Source organism: Paractinoplanes atraurantiacus (assembly GCF_900215205.1).
GTDB classification, from domain to species: Bacteria; Actinomycetota; Actinomycetes; order Mycobacteriales; family Micromonosporaceae; genus Actinoplanes; species Actinoplanes atraurantiacus.
The window spans coordinates 765,446-782,872 of sequence record NZ_OBDY01000001.1; the positions used below are offsets into that span (position 1 = coordinate 765,446).

15 protein-coding genes are annotated in these 17,427 nt (G+C 72.4%); 7 read left to right on the forward strand and 8 right to left on the reverse strand.

Annotated features, from left to right (window positions below):
• Positions 1-10: 10 nt before the first annotated feature.
• The 5 genes from CRP55_RS03645 to CRP55_RS03665 all read right to left on the reverse strand — a co-directional run bounded on the left by CRP55_RS03645 (position 11) and on the right by CRP55_RS03665 (position 3,343).
• Positions 11-751, reverse strand: coding sequence for a class I SAM-dependent methyltransferase (locus CRP55_RS03645; protein ID WP_097317980.1), 741 nt, complete (start codon positions 749-751; stop codon positions 11-13).
• Positions 752-839: 88 nt separating this feature from the next.
• Positions 840-1,220 (reverse strand): SRPBCC family protein, encoded by a 381-nt coding sequence (locus CRP55_RS03650; protein ID WP_097317981.1) that lies wholly within the window; start codon positions 1,218-1,220, stop codon positions 840-842.
• Positions 1,217-1,525: a metalloregulator ArsR/SmtB family transcription factor gene (locus tag CRP55_RS03655; RefSeq protein ID WP_097317982.1), complete on the reverse strand. Its 309-nt coding sequence runs from the start codon at positions 1,523-1,525 to the stop codon at positions 1,217-1,219. The genes CRP55_RS03650 and CRP55_RS03655 overlap by 4 nt, the downstream gene beginning before the upstream one ends.
• A gap of 114 nt (positions 1,526-1,639) precedes the next feature.
• Positions 1,640-2,692, reverse strand: coding sequence for a DNA polymerase III subunit beta family protein (locus CRP55_RS03660; protein ID WP_097317983.1), 1,053 nt, complete (start codon positions 2,690-2,692; stop codon positions 1,640-1,642).
• A gap of 54 nt (positions 2,693-2,746) precedes the next feature.
• Positions 2,747-3,343, reverse strand: coding sequence for a LysE/ArgO family amino acid transporter (locus tag CRP55_RS03665; RefSeq protein WP_097317984.1), 597 nt, complete (start codon positions 3,341-3,343; stop codon positions 2,747-2,749).
• A 72-nt stretch (positions 3,344-3,415) separates the two neighbouring features.
• Between CRP55_RS03665 and CRP55_RS03670 the strand changes: the two genes are divergently transcribed.
• The gene (locus tag CRP55_RS03670; protein ID WP_097317985.1) at positions 3,416-4,225 is read left to right on the forward strand and encodes a LysR family transcriptional regulator ArgP; all 810 of its coding nucleotides are present in this window, start codon (positions 3,416-3,418) and stop codon (positions 4,223-4,225) included.
• On the opposite strand, the gene dapD is transcribed toward CRP55_RS03670, so the two are convergent.
• Positions 4,222-5,163 (reverse strand): 2,3,4,5-tetrahydropyridine-2,6-dicarboxylate N-succinyltransferase, encoded by a 942-nt coding sequence (gene dapD / locus CRP55_RS03675; RefSeq protein WP_179854998.1) that lies wholly within the window; start codon positions 5,161-5,163, stop codon positions 4,222-4,224. The genes CRP55_RS03670 and dapD overlap by 4 nt on opposite strands.
• Before the next feature lie 75 nt (positions 5,164-5,238).
• Between dapD and dapE the strand changes: the two genes are divergently transcribed.
• A complete protein-coding gene (dapE, locus tag CRP55_RS03680; protein ID WP_097317986.1) occupies positions 5,239-6,318 on the forward strand; it encodes a succinyl-diaminopimelate desuccinylase in 1,080 nt (359 codons plus the stop codon).
• A gap of 9 nt (positions 6,319-6,327) precedes the next feature.
• On the opposite strand, the gene CRP55_RS03685 is transcribed toward dapE, so the two are convergent.
• On the reverse strand, positions 6,328-6,516 hold the full coding sequence (locus CRP55_RS03685) for a hypothetical protein (RefSeq protein WP_097317987.1): 189 nt from the start codon (positions 6,514-6,516) through the stop codon (positions 6,328-6,330).
• 180 nt (positions 6,517-6,696) lie between these two features.
• Between CRP55_RS03685 and CRP55_RS03690 the strand changes: the two genes are divergently transcribed.
• The 5 genes from CRP55_RS03690 to CRP55_RS03710 all read left to right on the forward strand — a co-directional run bounded on the left by CRP55_RS03690 (position 6,697) and on the right by CRP55_RS03710 (position 16,968).
• Entirely contained in the window at positions 6,697-7,476 is a 780-nt protein-coding gene (locus CRP55_RS03690) for an LOG family protein (protein ID WP_097317988.1), read from the forward strand.
• 1 nt (position 7,477) lies between these two features.
• Entirely contained in the window at positions 7,478-8,023 is a 546-nt protein-coding gene (locus CRP55_RS03695) for an LOG family protein (RefSeq protein WP_097317989.1), read from the forward strand.
• 247 nt (positions 8,024-8,270) lie between these two features.
• Complete coding sequence (locus CRP55_RS03700) at positions 8,271-9,293, forward strand: LacI family DNA-binding transcriptional regulator (protein WP_097317990.1); 1,023 nt, start codon at positions 8,271-8,273, stop codon at positions 9,291-9,293.
• Between the two features lie 29 nt (positions 9,294-9,322).
• Positions 9,323-13,591: an ATP-dependent helicase gene (locus tag CRP55_RS03705; RefSeq protein WP_438865748.1), complete on the forward strand. Its 4,269-nt coding sequence runs from the start codon at positions 9,323-9,325 to the stop codon at positions 13,589-13,591.
• Positions 13,588-16,968 (forward strand): ATP-dependent helicase, encoded by a 3,381-nt coding sequence (locus tag CRP55_RS03710; protein ID WP_097317991.1) that lies wholly within the window; start codon positions 13,588-13,590, stop codon positions 16,966-16,968. The genes CRP55_RS03705 and CRP55_RS03710 overlap by 4 nt, the downstream gene beginning before the upstream one ends.
• Here CRP55_RS03710 and CRP55_RS03715 read toward each other — a convergent pair.
• Entirely contained in the window at positions 16,949-17,371 is a 423-nt protein-coding gene (locus CRP55_RS03715) for a pilus assembly protein CpaE (RefSeq protein ID WP_097317992.1), read from the reverse strand. The genes CRP55_RS03710 and CRP55_RS03715 overlap by 20 nt on opposite strands.
• Positions 17,372-17,427 lie beyond the last annotated feature (56 nt).

Consider the following 17,427-nt stretch of genomic DNA (forward strand, 5'->3'; position numbering starts at 1 on the left):
GGATGCGTTTCTAAGGACGTACGGCTTGGACGAGGAAACGGTGTGCGGTCACGGTCAGCCCGCCGTGCAGGCGGATGAACGTGTCCAGTCGGGCGAGAGCCTCGGAGTAGCGGCTCGGTGTGAAGTCACGGATCTGCCAGGGAAGGTCACGCAGTTGGCGGATCACGGCGCCGATGTCGTGGAAGGTGACCGGCGGGCGCTCCTCGCGCACGTCGGTGACCTCGAGGCCGGCGGCGCTGAGGGCGCCCGCCGCGACGTCGGCGTTCCAGGGCTGGCGGTGCGCCGGCGGCGCGTCCAGCGCGTGGTTGAGCCCGGCCAGGTCGTCGCTGCCGACCTGCTGGGTGAGGAGGCGGCCGCCGGGCCGCAGCAGGCGGACGATGTCGGACGCGGGGAGCCGCCCATGCCGGCTCAGCACCACGTCGAACTCGTCCTCGCCGCCGGGGAGCTCGGTCAGCACCGGCACGTCGAACGGCGCCAGCCTGTCCCGGGCGACGGGGGTGTTGCGCGCCCAGCTCTCCACCGCGACGGTGTGCCGGGGGAGCGGGGTCAGCTCGGCCAGCAGCTCGCCGCTGCCGGTGTCGAGGTCGAGCAGCGAGCCGGCGTCGCGCAGGAGCGCGCGGGCGATCGTCGGGTACGACCAGGAGGGCTCGGAACCCACGTGGCGACCGTCCAGCCAGGCGAACTCCCAGCCGGTAGCGCGCTCGCCCACGGCCGGTCCGGCCGTGTCCTCGTATCGCTGACCGATGCGCACACCCCGACGGTAACCACTCTCCCTGTGCGCGAAGCAGGGGGTGTGACGTGGCTCAAAGCATGATCCGGGTTAACCGGTCGTTAAATGCTCAGACCGTCGCGGCTTCGACTCGGCGAAGAAGCCCCGGCCAGCCCTTGCCCATTCCGTGCAGGGGCATCGAGTCGGGCACGAACCCGTCATGCACCAGGAAAAGGCGCGTTCCGGAGCCCTCGGACTCCAGCCGCCAGGTGATCGTGGTGTCGAGGACGCCCTCGGCGAACGTGTAACGCAGCAGCTTTTCCGGCTCGACCTCGAGGACCTCGCACCACTGCGGCCCCCACTCCCGCATGTCGAGGGTGAAGCGGTGACCGACGACCGGCTTGATGTCGCCGGGCGCCCACCACTTCGCGAGGAGATCGGGCTCGGTCAGCGCCCGCCACACCGAGGCGGGTGGACGGGCGATGAACTGGTCGCACTCGATGCTGCTCACAGGTCTTCCTCTCCCTCGACGAAGTCGCGCAGGGCGGTGAGGCGCCCGCGCCAATAGCGCTCGAACGGGTGAAGCCAGTCGCTCACCTCGGCCAGCGGATCGGCGGCCAGGTGGTAGTAGCGATGCCGGCCGCGCGGCTCCTCGACGACCAGCCGCGCCTGCCGCAGCACCGCCAGATGCTCGGAGACGGCCGGCCGGCTCAACGCGAACCGCCCGGCCAGCTCTCCGGCCGGCAGCGGCCCGTCACGCAACGCTTGAAGCAACTCCCGGCGCACCGGATTGGCCAGCGCCCCGAAGACATCCATCTCTGGCACGCGCCCATAATGCGTCGGAAATCTCCGACACGTCAAGCGCGACGATCACCCACAGAGCCAACCGGAGCCGGCCCACACGGCGGCGCCTGCCGCCCCCGTTGAGGCTCAGTGCCGGACCGGCATGAGGATCGAGAAGCGGGAATTGTCGCCGGGGACTCGGACGGCCAAGGGCTTGATGGGGCCGTCCAGCTCGAGGATCAGCTGGCCGGCGTTGCCGGCGTCGAGGGCCTGCAACAGGAACTCGCGGTTCACGGCGACGTGGTCGTCCGCGTCAGAGGCCCACTCGCTCTCGGGGAGGGGGTGAACGCTGCCGTCGGGGCCGAGGCCCAGGACCGTGACCTCATATGGCCGGCCCTCGTGCTCACGGGTCGCGGCCGGGGCGGCTGCCACCGCCGAGCGCAGGGCGGCCGTGTCGATAGTGACGCGGCGGGCCGGGTCGGTCAGGCCGCCCAGGAGCCGCCGGTGATCGGGGAAGTCGATGTCGAAGGGCTTGCCGTCGATGGCGCTGCCGCCGGGCAGCTCGACCCGCACGTCGGCCGGGGCCAGATCGAGCACGACCGGGCCGTGGGTCAGGCGAGGGCGCACGCTGTCGAGGAAGTCGAGCGGCAGGACCGCCCGGACCGGCGGGCCCTCGACGGTGGCGGCGACCCCGGCCACGGCCATGCGGAAGCGGTCGGTCGCGACCAGGGTGAGCTCGTCGCCGGTGACGTCGAACAGGACGGCGCCGAGCATCGGCAGTGCCGGGTCGGCCGAGGCGGCGAACCGGACGGCGTCGATCGTGGCGGCCAGCGCGGCGCCGGGCAGGGTCAGGCGGGTCATCAGATGCTCCTCCAGGTCGAGCAGGGCGTGGATGCGCAGGAGCTCACGCTTCGCGTCGGCCAGGCCGTCCTCCAGCCGCCGGCGGTGGTCGTCAAGCCGCCGGCGCACGGAGTGGGGCTCGTCGAACTCGCGGACGGCGGCGGCGATCTCCGCCACCGGCATGCCGACGCGGCGCAGGCCGGCGATCAGCCGCGCCGCCCGCACCTGCTCGTCGGCGTAGCGGCGATAGCCCGTCGCCGGGTCCACGCCGGCCGGGACGAGCACGCCCGCGCCGTCGTAGAACCGCAGCGCGCTGACACTGAGCCCACTGGCCCGTGCCACCTCGCCGATGCTCCGCATGTCTCCTCGCACATCTCGAACCTGGTGCCTCGACCTGGTCGAGGGTCAAGCACGTTAACCCACCACCAGCGTGACGGCCACGCCGAGCATCACCACGGCGATGAAACCGTCGAGGACACGCCAGGCGGCGGGGCGGGCCAGCAGCGGGGCCAGGCGGTGGGCGCCGGCGCCGAGGGCGGTGAACCAGACGACGCTGGCCGCGGCCGCGCCGGCGCCGAACAGCCAGCGGTGCGGGTGCTGCTGGGCGACCGAGCCGAGCAGCAGGACGGTGTCGAGGTAGACGTGCGGGTTGAGATAGGTCAGGGCCAGGCAGGTCAGCAGAGTCGCGCCGAGCGTGGCCGGCGCGCGCTCGGCCGGATTCAAAGAAGAAGGACGCAGAGCCCGGCGGGCGGCCAGGACGGCGTACGTGACGAGGAAAGCGGCGCCGACCCAGCGGATGACGGTCACCGTGTCGGGGCGCGCGGTGACCACGGCGCCGAGGCCGCCGATGCCGGCCAGGATCAGCAGCAGGTCGGAGAGGGCGCAGACCAGAACGACGGCGAGCACGTGTTCGCGGCGCAGTCCCTGGCGCAGGACGAAGGCGTTCTGGGCGCCGATGGCGACGATCAGGACGGCGGACGCCGCGAAGCCGGCGAGGACAGAGGTGAGCACGTTCTCGAAGGTAGGAGTGCTCAACCCCGTACACAAACTAAAGGTTTTGACGTTGCATTAGATTTGCTAAACATGGACTTCGCTCAGTTGGCCACGTTCCAGGCGGTCGTCGACTCCGGGAGCTTCGAGGCGGCGGCCCGGCAGCTGCATGTGACGCCGTCGGCGGTGAGTCAGCGGATCAAGGCGCTGGAGCGGTCGGTGGGCCAGGTCCTGATCCGGCGGGCGAAACCGTGCGTGGCGACGCCGGCCGGTGAGGCGCTCGTGCGATTCGCCGGGCAGGTGGCGCTGCTGGAGCGGGAGGCGCTGAGTCAGGCGCGCGACGGCACCCGGGTGTCGATCGTGGTGAACGCGGACTCGCTGCTGACCTGGTTCCTGCCGGCTCTGGCCGAGGTGCCGGGTCCGCAGTACGAACTGCACACGGATGATCAGGACTACACGGCTGACCTGCTGCGGTCGGGGACGGCGATGGCCGCGGTGACTGCCGATCATGTCGCCGTGCAGGGGTGCCGGATCGAGGCGCTGGGCAGTATGCGGTATCTGCCGGTGGGGCGGCTCGGAGCGCGGGCGATGATCGTCTACAACCGCAAGGACCAGTTGCAGCACCGGTTCCTGGAGTCGATCAACGCCGATATGTCGGAAATGTCAATTCATTACGTCCCGGCGGCCGCGGCGTTCGTCGAAGCGATCAAGCTGGGCCTCGGCTGGGGGATGGTGCCCTCGTCGATCGCGGCGCCAGACATCGAAGCCGGGCACTATGTCCAATTATTTCCGGACAAGTTTTTGGACGTGCCGTTGTACTGGCAGTACTGGCGCATCGGATCAGAAGTGCTGGAAGAGCTGACGGCCGCCGTCAAAGCGGCGGCCGTCGCGGCACTGATCTAGTCGTTGGCGTGCAGAGCGGCGTTGAGCTCGATGCCGGTGCCCTTGCGCGGCCGCGCCTCGAGCGCCCCGGTGACCGAGTTGCGCCAGAAGAGCAGATTGTCCAGTCCGGAGAGCTCTCGAGCCTTGACCACCCGGCCGTCCGGCAGCGTCAGCTTCGAACCGGCCGTGATGTAGACGCCCGCCTCGACCACGCAGTCGTCGCCCAGCGAGATGCCGATGCCCGCGTTCGCGCCGATCAGGCTGCGCTCACCGATGCGCACCTTGTCCTTGCCGCCGCCCGACAGCGTGCCCATGATGGACGACCCGCCGCCGACGTCGGAGCCGTCGCCGACCACGACGCCCTGCACGATGCGGCCCTCGACCATCGAGGTGCCCAGCGTGCCCGCGTTGAAGTTGATGAAGCCCTCGTGCATGACCGTCGTGCCCGGGGCCAGGTGGGCGCCGAGGCGCACCCGGTCGGCGTCGGCGATCCGCACACCCGACGGCGTCACGTAGTCGGTCATCCGCGGGAACTTGTCCACGCCGTACACGGCAAGGTGGCGGCCGGCCGCCCGCTCCAGGAAGCGCAGCTCGTCGACCCGGTCGGCCGGGCACGGCCCGGCCGAGGTCCAGGCCACGTTGGCCAGCGCGCCGAAGATGCCGTCGAGGTTGAGCCCGTTCGGCACCACCAGGCGGTGCGAGAGCAGGTGCAGCCGCAGGTACGCGTCGGAGGCGTCCTTGATCGGGTCGGCCAGCGAGCCGATAGTGGTGCGCACCTCGACCGCCGACAGGCCGGGCAGCGCCTTGGGACCGGTCAGCCCGGCCGGCAGCACCGGCGGCTCGGCCGGCGGCTCGCCGAGGCCGAGGAAGGGGAACCAGGTGTCCAGGACCTGGCCATCCGCGGTGACGGTGGCGAGGCCGATGCCCCAGGCCGGGGAGGTCGAGATCGCGTTATCCACGGCCGAAACCCTACTAGGCGTGACGAGGATCGTAAGTCGATGGGTGATTCACTTCCGGCCGGTATCGTGCGCCCTATGGCCAACCCCCTGACCCCGGACGTGTTGGTCGACCCCGTGCAGCTCACCCGCGCCCTGGTCGACGTCGAGTCCGTCTCCCGCAACGAGCGGCAGATCGCCGGCTACGTCGAAGAAGTCCTCCGCCAGATGCCCCACCTCAGCGTGGACCGGCTCGGCAACACGGTGATGGCCCGCACCGATCTGGGCCGCGAACAGCGGGTGGTGCTCGCCGGCCACCTCGACACGGTGCCGCTGAACGACAACTTCCCGTCGACCGTCGTCGACGACCTCATCTACGGCTGTGGCACCTCCGACATGAAGTCGGGCGTCGCCCTCGCCCTGCACCTGGCGGCCACCCTGCCCGACCCGGGCTACGACATCACCTACCTCTTCTACGAGGCCGAGGAGATCGACTCGCAGTTCAACGGGCTGCGCCTGGTCGCCGAGGACCGGCCCGACTGGCTGCGGGCCGACTTCGCCGTGCTGCTCGAGCCGACGTACGGCGTGGTCGAGGCCGGCTGTCAGGGCACACTGCGGGTTCAGGTACGCACGACGGGCCGCCGGGCGCACACGGCGCGCGCCTGGCGCGGGGTCAACGCGATCCACGCGGCCGGCGAGGTGCTGCGGCGACTCGCGGACTACCGGGCCCGGACGGTCACGATCGACGGTTGTACGTTCCGGGAAGGGCTCAACGCCGTACGCATCTCGGGCGGTGTGGCGGGCAACGTCGTGCCCGACGAGTGTGTGGTCGAGGTCAACATGCGGTTCGCCCCGGACCGTACGGAGAAACAAGCTCTGGAACACGTGCAGGAGGTCTTCGAGGGCTTCGACGTGGAGCTGACCGACTCGGCGCCGGGCGCGCTGCCCGGCCTGACCGCGGAGCCGGCGCGCGAGTTCCTGGCCGCCGTCGGCGCGGAGCCGGCGGCCAAGCTGGGCTGGACCGACGTGGCGCGCTTCGCCGCGCTGGGCATCCCGGCCCTCAACTACGGCCCGGGCGACCCGCTGCTGGCGCACGCGCCGGACGAGCACGTCGAGATCGGCAAGATCCGCGACGGGGCGGCGACGCTGCACCGCTGGCTCGCGCCGGCCGAGTTCTAGGCGGCTCTGCTAGGCCTTCCCGATCCGTACCCGGCCGATGGCGGGCGCCTGCGGCAGCGCCATCGGCGGGATCTCCATCGTCTCCTCGGGGTCGCTCGCGGCTCCGGCGCCGAACGCCATCCGCCGCTCCTCGACCACCAGCCGGATGCGCCGCTGCATGCGGCGCTGCATCTTCAGGCGTTCGTATCGGGTCGTCACGGTGGCTCCTTAAGCCCGGGTGGCCGTGCGTGCCGCGAGAGAGTTCGGTAACTGTACAGACGCATGAGAGCTACCGTCCGTTGCTTCAATCTGGCAAAAAGGTCGGCGGCCCGCAATCCTCTTACCGAAACCCACCCGGTTGTTCACCGGGTTACTGACCGTCCGCACTACCTTTTAGGCATGACGGACAGCACCAACGGGCGACGCCAGGGCGGAGCGGAGCGTCATCGCGGCGCCGTCACCCTGCGCCGCGAGTCGATTCCACCGAGCACCGCCGACGAGAAGCTCCTCGATTCCCACCATCGGCGCGAGTGGAAGACGAAGGACGCGTGGCGGGCGCTGCGCATCCTGTCCGAGTTCGTCGAGGGCTTCGACACGCTGGCCGACCTGCCGCCCGCGGTGAGCGTCTTCGGCTCGGCCCGCAGCACCCCGGAGAGCCCGGAGTGCGAGCTCGCGGCCGACCTCGGCGCGGCCCTGGCCGAGGCGGGCTACGCGGTCATCACCGGCGGCGGCCCGGGCGTGATGGAGGCGGCCAACCGCGGCGCCACCGAGGCCGGCGGCATGTCGATCGGGCTCGGCATCGAGCTGCCGTTCGAGCAGGGCATCAACGACTGGGTCGACATCGGCATCGACTTCCGCTATTTCTTCGTCCGCAAGACCATGTTCGTGAAGTACGCGCAGGCCTTCGTCGTGCTGCCCGGCGGTTTCGGCACCCTCGACGAGCTGTTCGAGGCGATCACTCTCGTACAGACCAAGAAGGTCACCCGCTTCCCGGTGATCCTGATGGGCACGGAGTACTGGTCGGGCCTGTTCGACTGGCTCAAGGGGACGATGCTGGCCGACGGCAAGATCAGCGAGGCCGACCTGGAGCTGCTGCGGGTCACCGACGACGTCGACGAGGCGGTTCAGATCATCGTGGACGCCGACGCGGCCCTGGCCGAGGCGAACGGGAAACGCTGACGTGGCCGCGATCTGTGTCTTCTGCGCCTCCTCCAGCACCCTCGAGCAGAAGTGGCTCGACCTGGCCACCCGCACCGGTGAAGAGCTCGGCGCCCGGGGCCACTCGCTCGTCTCCGGCGGCGGCTGCGTCGGCATGATGGGCGCGGTGGCCGACGGCGCCCGCTCGGCCGGCGCGCACACGCTCGGTGTCATCCCGCAGTCGCTGGTCGACCTCGAGGTGGCCGACCTGGCCTCCGACGAGCTGATCGTCACCGGCGACATGGGCGCCCGCAAAAACCTGATGATCGAGCGGTCGGACGCCTTCATCACCCTGCCCGGCGGTCTCGGCACGCTCGACGAGCTCTTCGAGGTGTGGACGACCGCGACCCTCGACCTGCACGACAAACCGATCGTGCTGCTCGACCCGGACGGCTTCTACGACGGCCTGGTCGCCTGGCTCGGCCAACTGGCCGACACGGCGTTCGTCCGCTCGGCCGCCCTCGAACGGGTGATCATCGCGAAATCGATCGGCGCCGCCCTCGACGCCATCGAGGAACACCTGGCCTGAGGGTGTCCCGCCGGGCGGGTGTCACCACACCCACCCGACGGGACCAGGGCCCCGGCGAGCCCGCCGGCGGACGGGGCGCGCCGAGCGCGTTCTCACCGGACGCGCCGGCGCGCTCGCGCCGGCCACCGGCGGCGTCGCGCTCGCCGGGGGCTGAATGCGTTTAGCCCGACCGTGCTCCTGTGCGGCTCCGCCGTCAATAGATGTCGATCAGTGGTTTCCGTTTGGCGGGTCGTGGTTGACTGCCGTCATGCCCCCGCAACGGGCGACCCTCATGCAGGTCGCACAGCGGGCCGGCGTGTCCCGCAGCACGGCCTCCTTCGTCCTGGCTGGACGCCACGTGGACATGAGGATCTCCGAAGACGCCCGGCAACGGGTCCTCCGGGCGGCCCAGGAGCTGGACTACCGGCCCAACCTCATGGCACGCAGCCTCCGCACCAAGGTGACCCGGACGATCGCGCTGGTCTCGGACACGCTGGCCTCCGACCCGTACGCCGGGCGGGCCATCCAGGGCAGCCTGGCCGCCGCCGTGGCCCGCGGTCACCTGCTCTTCATCGGCGAGACCGACGGCGACCCGGTGGTCGAGGAGAAGCTGATCTCCGACTTCCTCGACCGGCAGGTCGACGCCTTCATCTACGCGAGCATGTTCACCCGCTACGTGCGCGTGCCCAAGCTGCTCAAGGACCGCCCGGTCGTGCTGCTCAACTGCCTGACCCGGGGCGCCCGGCCGGTCCAGCACCAGATCATCCCCGACGAGCTGACCGCCGGGGCCGACGCGGCGAAGGTCCTCCTGCGGGCCGGGCACCGGCAGCGCGTCCACCTGGTCGGCACGCCCGCCACGAAGGTCTTCGCCGGCCGGGAGCGGCTCGCCGGCATCCGCGCGGCGCTGGCCGACGAGGGCGTCAAACTGGCCGGCGTCGTCGAATGCGACTGGTGGCCCGACTCGGCGTACGAGGCCGTCTCCCGGGCCTTGGACGACGGTTTCTCCCCGAGCGGGCTCATCTGCCTGAACGACCGCATCGCCCTCGGCGCCTATCAGGCGCTGCGTGACGCCGGTCGCTCGGTGCCGCAGGACGTGTCGGTGGTGTCGTTCGACGACTCCGAGCTCGCCGCGTGGCTGCGGCCGCAGCTGACGAGCATCGCGCTGCCGCACTACCAGCTGGGCTGGGAAGCGGTTCAAACCCTTCTCGGTCCCGTACGGGACCCGGCGGTCACCCGGCTGCCGATGCCGGTCCGGGTGCGCGCGTCGGTCGGCCGACCGCCCGTCGAATAACGTCGTACCCTCGTGGTTTCCTTGATGCCGTGAGCACGCCGGCCCCCTCCGCCGCGGTGCGCCGGCCGGCGTACCGCCTCGTCCGGCGTCCTCCCACCGAGCCGCCGGCGATCCTTCAGGACCCCTTCCAGACGTACGTGGTCTCCCACACCGACGGGCCTCTCCTGGTGGTCGGCGGCCCCGGCACGGGCAAGACGACCACGCTCGTCGAGTCGGTGGCGGCCCGCGTCGCCGAGGGCGCCGACCCCGAGAGCATCCTGGTCCTCACCTTCGGCCGCCGCGGCTCGGCCGCCCTGCGCGACCGCATCGAGGCCCGGATCGCCGGCGACGAGGGCCGCATCGTCCACGAGCCCCTCGTGCGCACCTTCCACGCGTACGCCTTCGGCCTGCTCCGCCGGGCCGCCGCCGAGCGCGGCGAGCCCTCGCCCCGCCTGCTCACCGGCCCCGAGCAAGACCTGATCATCCGCGAGCTCCTGGAGGTGGCGGGCGACCCCGAGGCCGCCGACCCGATCGGCTGGCCCGAGTCGCTGCGCCCCGCCCTGCCCACAAAGGCCTTCGCCCAGCAGCTCCGAGACCTCATGCAGCGAGCCGCCGAGCGCGGCATCGGCCCGGCCGACCTGGCCCGCCTGGGCGAGCGCCTGGGCCGGGCCGACTGGCCGGCGGCGGCCCGCTTCCTCCGCGAATACGTGGCGGTCCTGGCCCTGCGCGACGTGACCACCAGGGGCTCGGCCGCCTACGACCCGGCCGAGCTGGTCCGGGCCGCCTCCGGCCTCCTGCTGGACACGCCCGGCCTGCTGGAGGCCGAGCGCCGCCGCCTCGCGTATGTCTACGTCGACGAGCTGGCCGACACCGACCCGGCCCAGATAGAGCTCCTGCATCTGGTCGCCGGCGGCGGCAAGCCCCTGGTCGCCTTCGCCGACCCCGACGCTTCCATCTACGGCTTCCGGGGCGCCGACCCCGGCGTGGTCTCCAGCTTCCCGTCCCACTTCCGCACGGCGTCCGGAGCCGTGGCCGAGACGCTGACCCTGCACACGAACTACCGCGCCCCGGCCCCGCTGCTGGGCGCCACCAGCCGCGTGGCCCGCCGCATGCGAGGCCCCATCAGTCACCGCCCCATGCACCCACCCGAGCCCTCGGCCCCACCCGGCTCCCCGGCTCCGCTCGACCCTTCGGCTTCGGCTGGCCCCTCGGCTTCGCCGACCCCTTCGTCTGAGCCTGTGCCTTCGGCCGGGCCCTCGACCTCGCTCGGTCCCTCCCGCGGGTCCGAACCTTTGCCGGAACCCTCTGCCACGGCTGAGACTCCCTCCGCCGAATCTCATCTCGCGACCCCAGACGAGCGATCAACTTCCGATTCACCCCACTCGGCCGGAAATATCGTGACTCCGGGGCCGGGGCCGGGGCCGGGGCCGGGGCCGGGGCCGGGGCCGGGGCCGGGGCGAACCCCGCCTCGGGGCGAAGGTGGCGGGATTGCGGCGGGGGCGGTTGTCCGGATTTTTCGGGCGGCGACGGCTGAGGCGGCCTATGTGGCGCATGCCCTTCGGGAGGCTCACCTGCTTCAAGGGGTGCCGTGGTCGCGGATGGCCGTGGTGTTGAGGTCGACCTCGTTGCAGCTGCCCTCTTTGCAGCGGGCGCTGGCGGCCGCCGGGGTGCCGACCGTGACGCACGCTGAGGATCTGCCGCTTCATCTTCAGCCGGCGGTGGCGCCCTTCCTTCTGCTTCTGCGGTGTGCGCTGTCGCCGGAGGCGCTGAACGAAGAAGCCGCGGTCGCCCTGCTGCACTCGCCGCTCGGTGGGGCCGATCCGCTGGCGGAGCGGCGTTTGAGGCAGGGGCTGCGGGCGCTGGCGCTCGCGGCGGGGGATCGGCGGCCCTCGGGGGAGCTGCTGGTCGACGCGGTTCGCGACCCGGCCGGGCTCGACATGGTGGAGCGGCGCTGGGCGCATCCGGCGCAGCAGGTGGCACGGCTGCTCGCGACGGCGCGGGAGGCGGCCGCGGCGCCCGGGGCGACGGCCGAGCAGGTGCTGTGGACGGTGTGGAAGGCCAGCGGGCTGGCCGACCGGTGGTACGCGATGAGCACCCGCAACGGCCCGGCCCCGGAGAACGCGGACGCGGGCCGGGCCCGGCAGTGGCGGGCCGAGGCGGCCGATCGCGATCTCGACTCGATGGTGGTGCTCTTCGACGCGGCGGCCCGGTTCGTCGACCGGCTGCCCGGCGCCCGCACCGAGGTCTTCCTCGACCACGTCCTGGCCCAGGACCTGCCGGCCGATTCGATCGCGCCGAGCGCCGACCGGGGCGAGGCCGTACGGCTGCTGACCGCCCACGCCGCCAAAGGCCTGGAGTGGGACGTCGTGGTCCTGGCCGGCGTTCAGGAGGGCATCTGGCCCGACCTGCGCCTGCGCGGCAGCCTGCTCGGCTCGGAGCGCCTGGTCGACTTCATCGCCGGCCGGGCCGCCTCCGGCGAGGCCGCGGTGGTCGGCCAGACGTCGGCCATGCTCGACGAGGAACGCCGTCTGTTCTATGTGGCCGCCACCCGCGCCCGCCACAAGCTGATCGCCACCGCCGTCGCCTCGGCCGGCGTCGGCGGCTCCGAGGGGGAGGAGCAGCCCAGCCGCTTCCTCAGCGAGCTCGCCGAACCCGAGCCGGGCCCCGAGGCCCCACCCACCGACCCCGAAGACCCGGGCCCGACCGAGCCCGACGCCGACCCTTCCGACCCGGGCCCGCCCGAGCCCGACCCCGACGACCCCGGCCCATCCGAGGACCCGTGGGACACCGACCCGCCGGATCGCGACCGGGGCGTATCCGGCGACGACGCACCCGAGGCCAGCGACGGCGCACCCGAGGCCGGCGGCGCGCCCGAGGCCGACAGCGACGCGTCTGAGGCCGACAGCGACGCGCCCAAATATGACGGCGGCGCGCCCAAATATGACGGCGGCGCGCCCAAGGCTGACGGCGGCGCTCCTGAGGCCAACGATGGCTCGACCAAATCGGACGGTAGCGTCGAAATCGCCGGTGTCGGGGCGGCCGACGCCGGTCGAACCGGCGGCGGCGCGGGCGCGAGAGGAAAGCCGGGTGCGAGCCTCGGCCGCGGGTCCGAGGCCCGGATCGAGGAGGCGATTCTGTTCGGGCCGAGGGCCGACATCGAGCCCGGCTTCGAGACTCCGGCCGATGACGACGCGAGCGCCGAGGAAGACGCGAGCGCCGGAGAGCACGGGAGCGCCGGGGAACACGCGGGCGCCGGAGAGAACGCGAGCGCCGAGGAACACGTAGGCAGGGAGCACGCGGGCGGGGAGCGGGCGCCGGGTGAACCCGGTGAGCTGACCATGGGGCGGCCACCCCGGGCGCTCACCCTGTCGGCTCTCGTGGCCGAGCTTCGTACGGTCGTCGTCAGCGGCAACCAGACTCCCGGCCGGCGGCGGGCCGCGGCGGCGGAACTGGCCAAGCTGGCCCGGGCCGGTGTCGCCGGAGCCCATCCGGACGAGTGGTGGGGGCTGCGGCCTCTCTCCGACGACCGGCCCCTCGTGGATGAGGGCGAGCCCGTCAAGGTCACTCCCTCCTCGATGGAGAGCGCCCTGCGGTGCAGTCTTCGCTGGCTCCTCGAGCGACATGGCGGCGCCGCCCCGGCCGGGCCCGCCCAGGGTGTCGGCAACCTGGTGCACGCCGCCGCCATGCTGGCCGAGAACGCCAACGCCGACCGGGAAAAGCTTGTCGAATATGTGAGCGCCCGCTTCGACGCCATCGAGCTGGCCGCCCGCTGGCTGGCCGGTCCGGAGCAGGAGCGGGCCCAGGGCATGGTCGACAAGCTGTTGCGCTGGCTCGCCGTCAATCCGCGGCGGCTGCTCGCCATCGAGCACGAGTTCACCGTGCGGCTCGAGGACGAGCGGCGGCCGATCGAGCTGACCGGGCGGGTCGACCGGCTCGAGATCGACGAGGACGGGCGCCTGGTCGTCATCGACCTCAAGACCGGTAAGACCACCGCCGTCTCCTCGGCCGATCTCGAGGAGCACGCCCAGCTGGCCGGCTATCAGACCGCCGTGCAGGCCGGCGCCTTCGGCGACTACGGCGACGAGAGCGGCGGCGCCGCCCTCGTGCAGCTCGGGCCGGGCAAGGAGGCCCGCGAGCAGATGCAGCTTCCGCTGGCCGACGCCGCCGATCCTGAGTGGGCTCAGGCCATGGTCCGGCGGACGGCCGAGACCATGGCTGCCGCCACCTTCTCCGCCGTCGCCAACAGCCGTTGCCGGGTCTGCCCGGTCCGCACCAGTTGCCCCATCTCCGGCAAAGGCCGCCAAGTGGTAGAGCAGTGACCCAGCCGAGTCTTTTCGCCGACGAGCCGTCGGCGCCGCGCCGGCGGGCCGACGCCGGGCCCCGCTACACGCCGGACGAGCTGGCCCGGCTGCTGCGGCTGCACCGGCCGACCCCGGAGCAGGCCGAGATCATCTCGGCGCCGGTGGAGCCGTTGCTCGTGGTGGCCGGGGCCGGCTCCGGCAAGACCGAGACGATGGCGTCCCGTGTCGTCTGGCTGGTCGCCAACGGCTACGCCCACCCGGACGAGATCCTCGGCCTGACCTTCACCCGCAAGGCCGCCGGCGAGCTCGCCCACCGGGTCCGCACGCGGCTGGGCCAGCTCGTCCGCCGCCTCGGACGGGACGACGCCCTGGCCGGTGAGGCCACCATTTCGACCTATCACTCGTACGCGGCCCGGGTCGTCACCGAGCACGGCCTGCGCGCCGGTTTCGAGCCGTCGGCGCGGCTGCTCACCGAGGCCGCCCGCTGGCAGATCGTCGACTCGCTGGTCCGGTCGTACACGGGCGAGATGACCGGCGTGAACCGGGCGCCGGGCACGGTCACCGACGACGTGCTGGCCCTTTCCGGCGAGCTGGCCGAGCATCTGGTCGCGCCGGACGATCTGGCCGCCTGGACCGGCCGGTTCTTCGCCGAGGTGCAGGAGCTGCCCGGCCGTGTCTACAAGGACGTGGCCGACATGCTGGGCCGGCAGCGCCTGCGGCTCACCCTGCTGCCGCTCGTGCGCCTCTACGAGCAGCGCAAGCTGGACCTGGAGGCGATGGACTTCGGCGACCAGATGGCCCGGGCCGCGATGGTGGCCCGCGACCATCCGGAGGTCGGCGAGATCGAGCGCGGCCGCTTCAAGATCGTCCTGCTGGACGAGTATCAGGACACCAGCCACGCGCAGGTGACCATGTTGAACAACCTGTTCGGCGGCGGTCACCCGGTCACCGCGGTCGGCGACCCCTGCCAGTCGATCTACGGCTGGCGCGGCGCCTCGGCCGGCACGCTGGAGCGGTTCCCGTCCGAGTTCACCCGCTCCGACGGCACCCGGGCCCGCATCCGGGCTCTGACCCGCAGCTGGCGCAACCGTCCCGAGATCCTCCAGGTCGCCAATGTGCTCTCCGAGCCGCTGCGGGCGTTCGGCGCCCGGGTCGAGGAGCTGCGTTCGGCGGCCCGGGTGGCCGACGTCGGCGGGCGGACGGTGTCGTGCGCGCTGCTGCCGACCAACGCCCGCGAGGCCGACTGGATCGCCGACTCGATGCTGCGGGCCTGGCAGATCGCGGCCGGCATGCCCGGCTCGCCGCCCGACGAGATCCCGATCGAGAAGCGGCCGACCAGCGCCGTGCTGGTGCGGGTGCGGAGCCAGATCGCGGCGATCGAGGAGGCGCTGCGCGATCGGGGGCTGCCGGTCGAGGTGGTCGGTCTGGGCGGGCTTCTGGACACCCCGGAGGTACGCGACGTCGTCTGCACGATGCGGGTGCTGGCCGACCCGACGGACGGCGCCTCGCTGCTCCGCCTGCTCACCGGCGCCCGCTGGCGGATCGGCCCGCGCGACCTGGTGGCGCTGCACCGTCGGGCCCGTCATCTGGCCGCCGCCCGGGCCGCCGTGGTGGCCGGGGCCGAGCCCGACGACGTGGTCGGCGACCGCCTCGACGACGCCACACTGGTCGAGGCGATGGCCGACCTGGGCGCGCCGCAGCTGTACTCGGCCGAGGGCTATGCGCGCCTCCATGCGTACAGCCGCGAATTGAGTGCCTTGCGGCAGCGCCTCGACCAGCCGTTGCCCGATCTGGTGGCCGACATCGAGCGGACCGCCGGGCTGGACGTCGAGGTCGCCGTGCGCGGGTGGGCGGCGGGCGACGCCGGTCTGGCCCGCGGGCATCTGGACGCGCTCGGCGACACCGCCGCCCGCTACGCGGCCGAGACCGACGGGGGCACGCTGGCCGGGTTCCTCGCCTTCCTGGCCGCGGCCGAGGAGGAGGAGCGCGGCCTGGAGCCGGGCCAGGTCGACGTGGTCGAGGGCGCGGTGCAGATCCTCACCGCGCACGCCGCGAAGGGCCTGGAGTGGGACGTGGTGTCGGTGGCCGGCCTGAGCCGCGGCGTGTGGCCTGGTCAGAGCCGCAACACCGACCACTACCTGATGGGCGTGGGTGTGCTGCCGTTCCCGCTGCGCGGCGACCGGGACGGCCTGCCCCGGCTCGATCTGTCCGAGGCGCTGGAGCAGAAGGACGCGGTCGCCGCGGTCACCGCGTTCGGCCGGGCCTGGCGCGAGCACGACGAGCGGGAGGAGCGCCGCCTGGCCTACGTCGCGGTGACCCGGCCCCGGCGGCTGCTGCTCTGCTCGGGCTACTGGTGGGGCGATGGTGTGAAGCGCCCGCGCGGCCCGTCGGTCTTCCTCGACGAGATCCGCGCGACCTGCGACGAGGGTGCCGGCGTGGTCGACGTCTGGACGCCGGAGCCCGCCGCGGGCGCCACGAACCCGGCCGACCAGCAGGACAAGCGGGTGGAGTGGCCGTCCGACCCGCTGGGCCGGCGCCGCCCGGCCATGGCGGCCGCGGCCGACCTGATCCGCCGGATGATCGCCCAGCCCGACCCGTCGGCCGCCGAGGCGTTCGTCGAGCTGGCCGAGCAGGAGCCGGAGATTCTGGCCCGGGCCGGCCTGGCCGCCGACCTGACCGGCATGCCGGCCGAGGGTCAGGACGACATCGACCGCTGGCGCAAGGAGGCCGACCTGCTGCTGGCCGAGCGCGACGAGCGGGCCCGGCGGGACGGCCCGATCGAGGTGGCCCTGCCGGCGCATCTCTCCGTCTCGCAGCTGGTCGTGCTGCGCCGCGACCCGCAGGCGCTGGCCCGGTCGCTGCGCCGTCCGCTGCCGCCGCGGCCGATGCCGCACGCCCGGCGGGGCACGGCCTTCCACTCGTGGCTGGAGCAGCGGTTCGGCGCCGAGCGGCTGATCGACATCGACGAGCTGCCGGGCGCGGCCGACGACGACGCGGCCGCCGACGAGGAGCTGGCCGCCCTCCAGGAGGCCTTCCTGGCCAGTGAGTGGGCCGACCGCACCCCGGTCGAGGTGGAGGTTCCGTTCGCCACCACGATCGCCGGGGTGGTGGTGCGCGGCCGGATGGACGCCGTGTTCGCCGAGTCGGCCAACCGCTACGACGTCATCGACTGGAAGACCGGCCGCCGGCCCGAGGGCGCCGACGCCGAGGCCGCGGCGATTCAGCTCGCGGCGTACCGGATCGCCTGGGCCTCGCTGGCCGGGGTGCCGGTCAACCGGGTCCGTGCCGCCTTCCACTACGTCCGCGAGCAGGTCACCGTGCGGCCGGTCGACCTGCTGAGCGCCGAGGAGCTGGCCGCCATGGTGGAGCGGATCCCTACTCCAACGGGTGATTGAGCCCGGCCGCCGCCAGAAGGTGCAGCAGGGCCGCCGCGTAGGCCCCCTCGACCGTCGCGGCCGTGAACTCCCGTCGCTCGCCGAGCAGGTCGATCAGCACCTCGTACCCGTTAGGACCTCGCCTGAGCTGCTGGAACGTTCCGCCGAGGAGCTCGCGAAGCTGGTCCTCGCGGGGCAGCCACACCGTCTCGTCCATCTCGACGTCGTCCAGAGCCCACTCGGTGGTCCCGTTGAAGCCGATCACCGGACCCTCCGGCATCGCGTGGACCTCGATGGTCATGTTGCTCAGTACGAAGACCTCGTCGTCCAGGTCGCGGTCGGGGATGGCGAACCGGTCGCCCAGCGCCGGTTTCCAGGTCAGCCCGGCCTCCTTGAGCTGTCCAGCGAGTTGTACTCCGATCACCGGCAGTCCCCCTTTCTCGTGTTAGGCTCTCCGCGTTGTCAGTTTGGTTCCCAAGT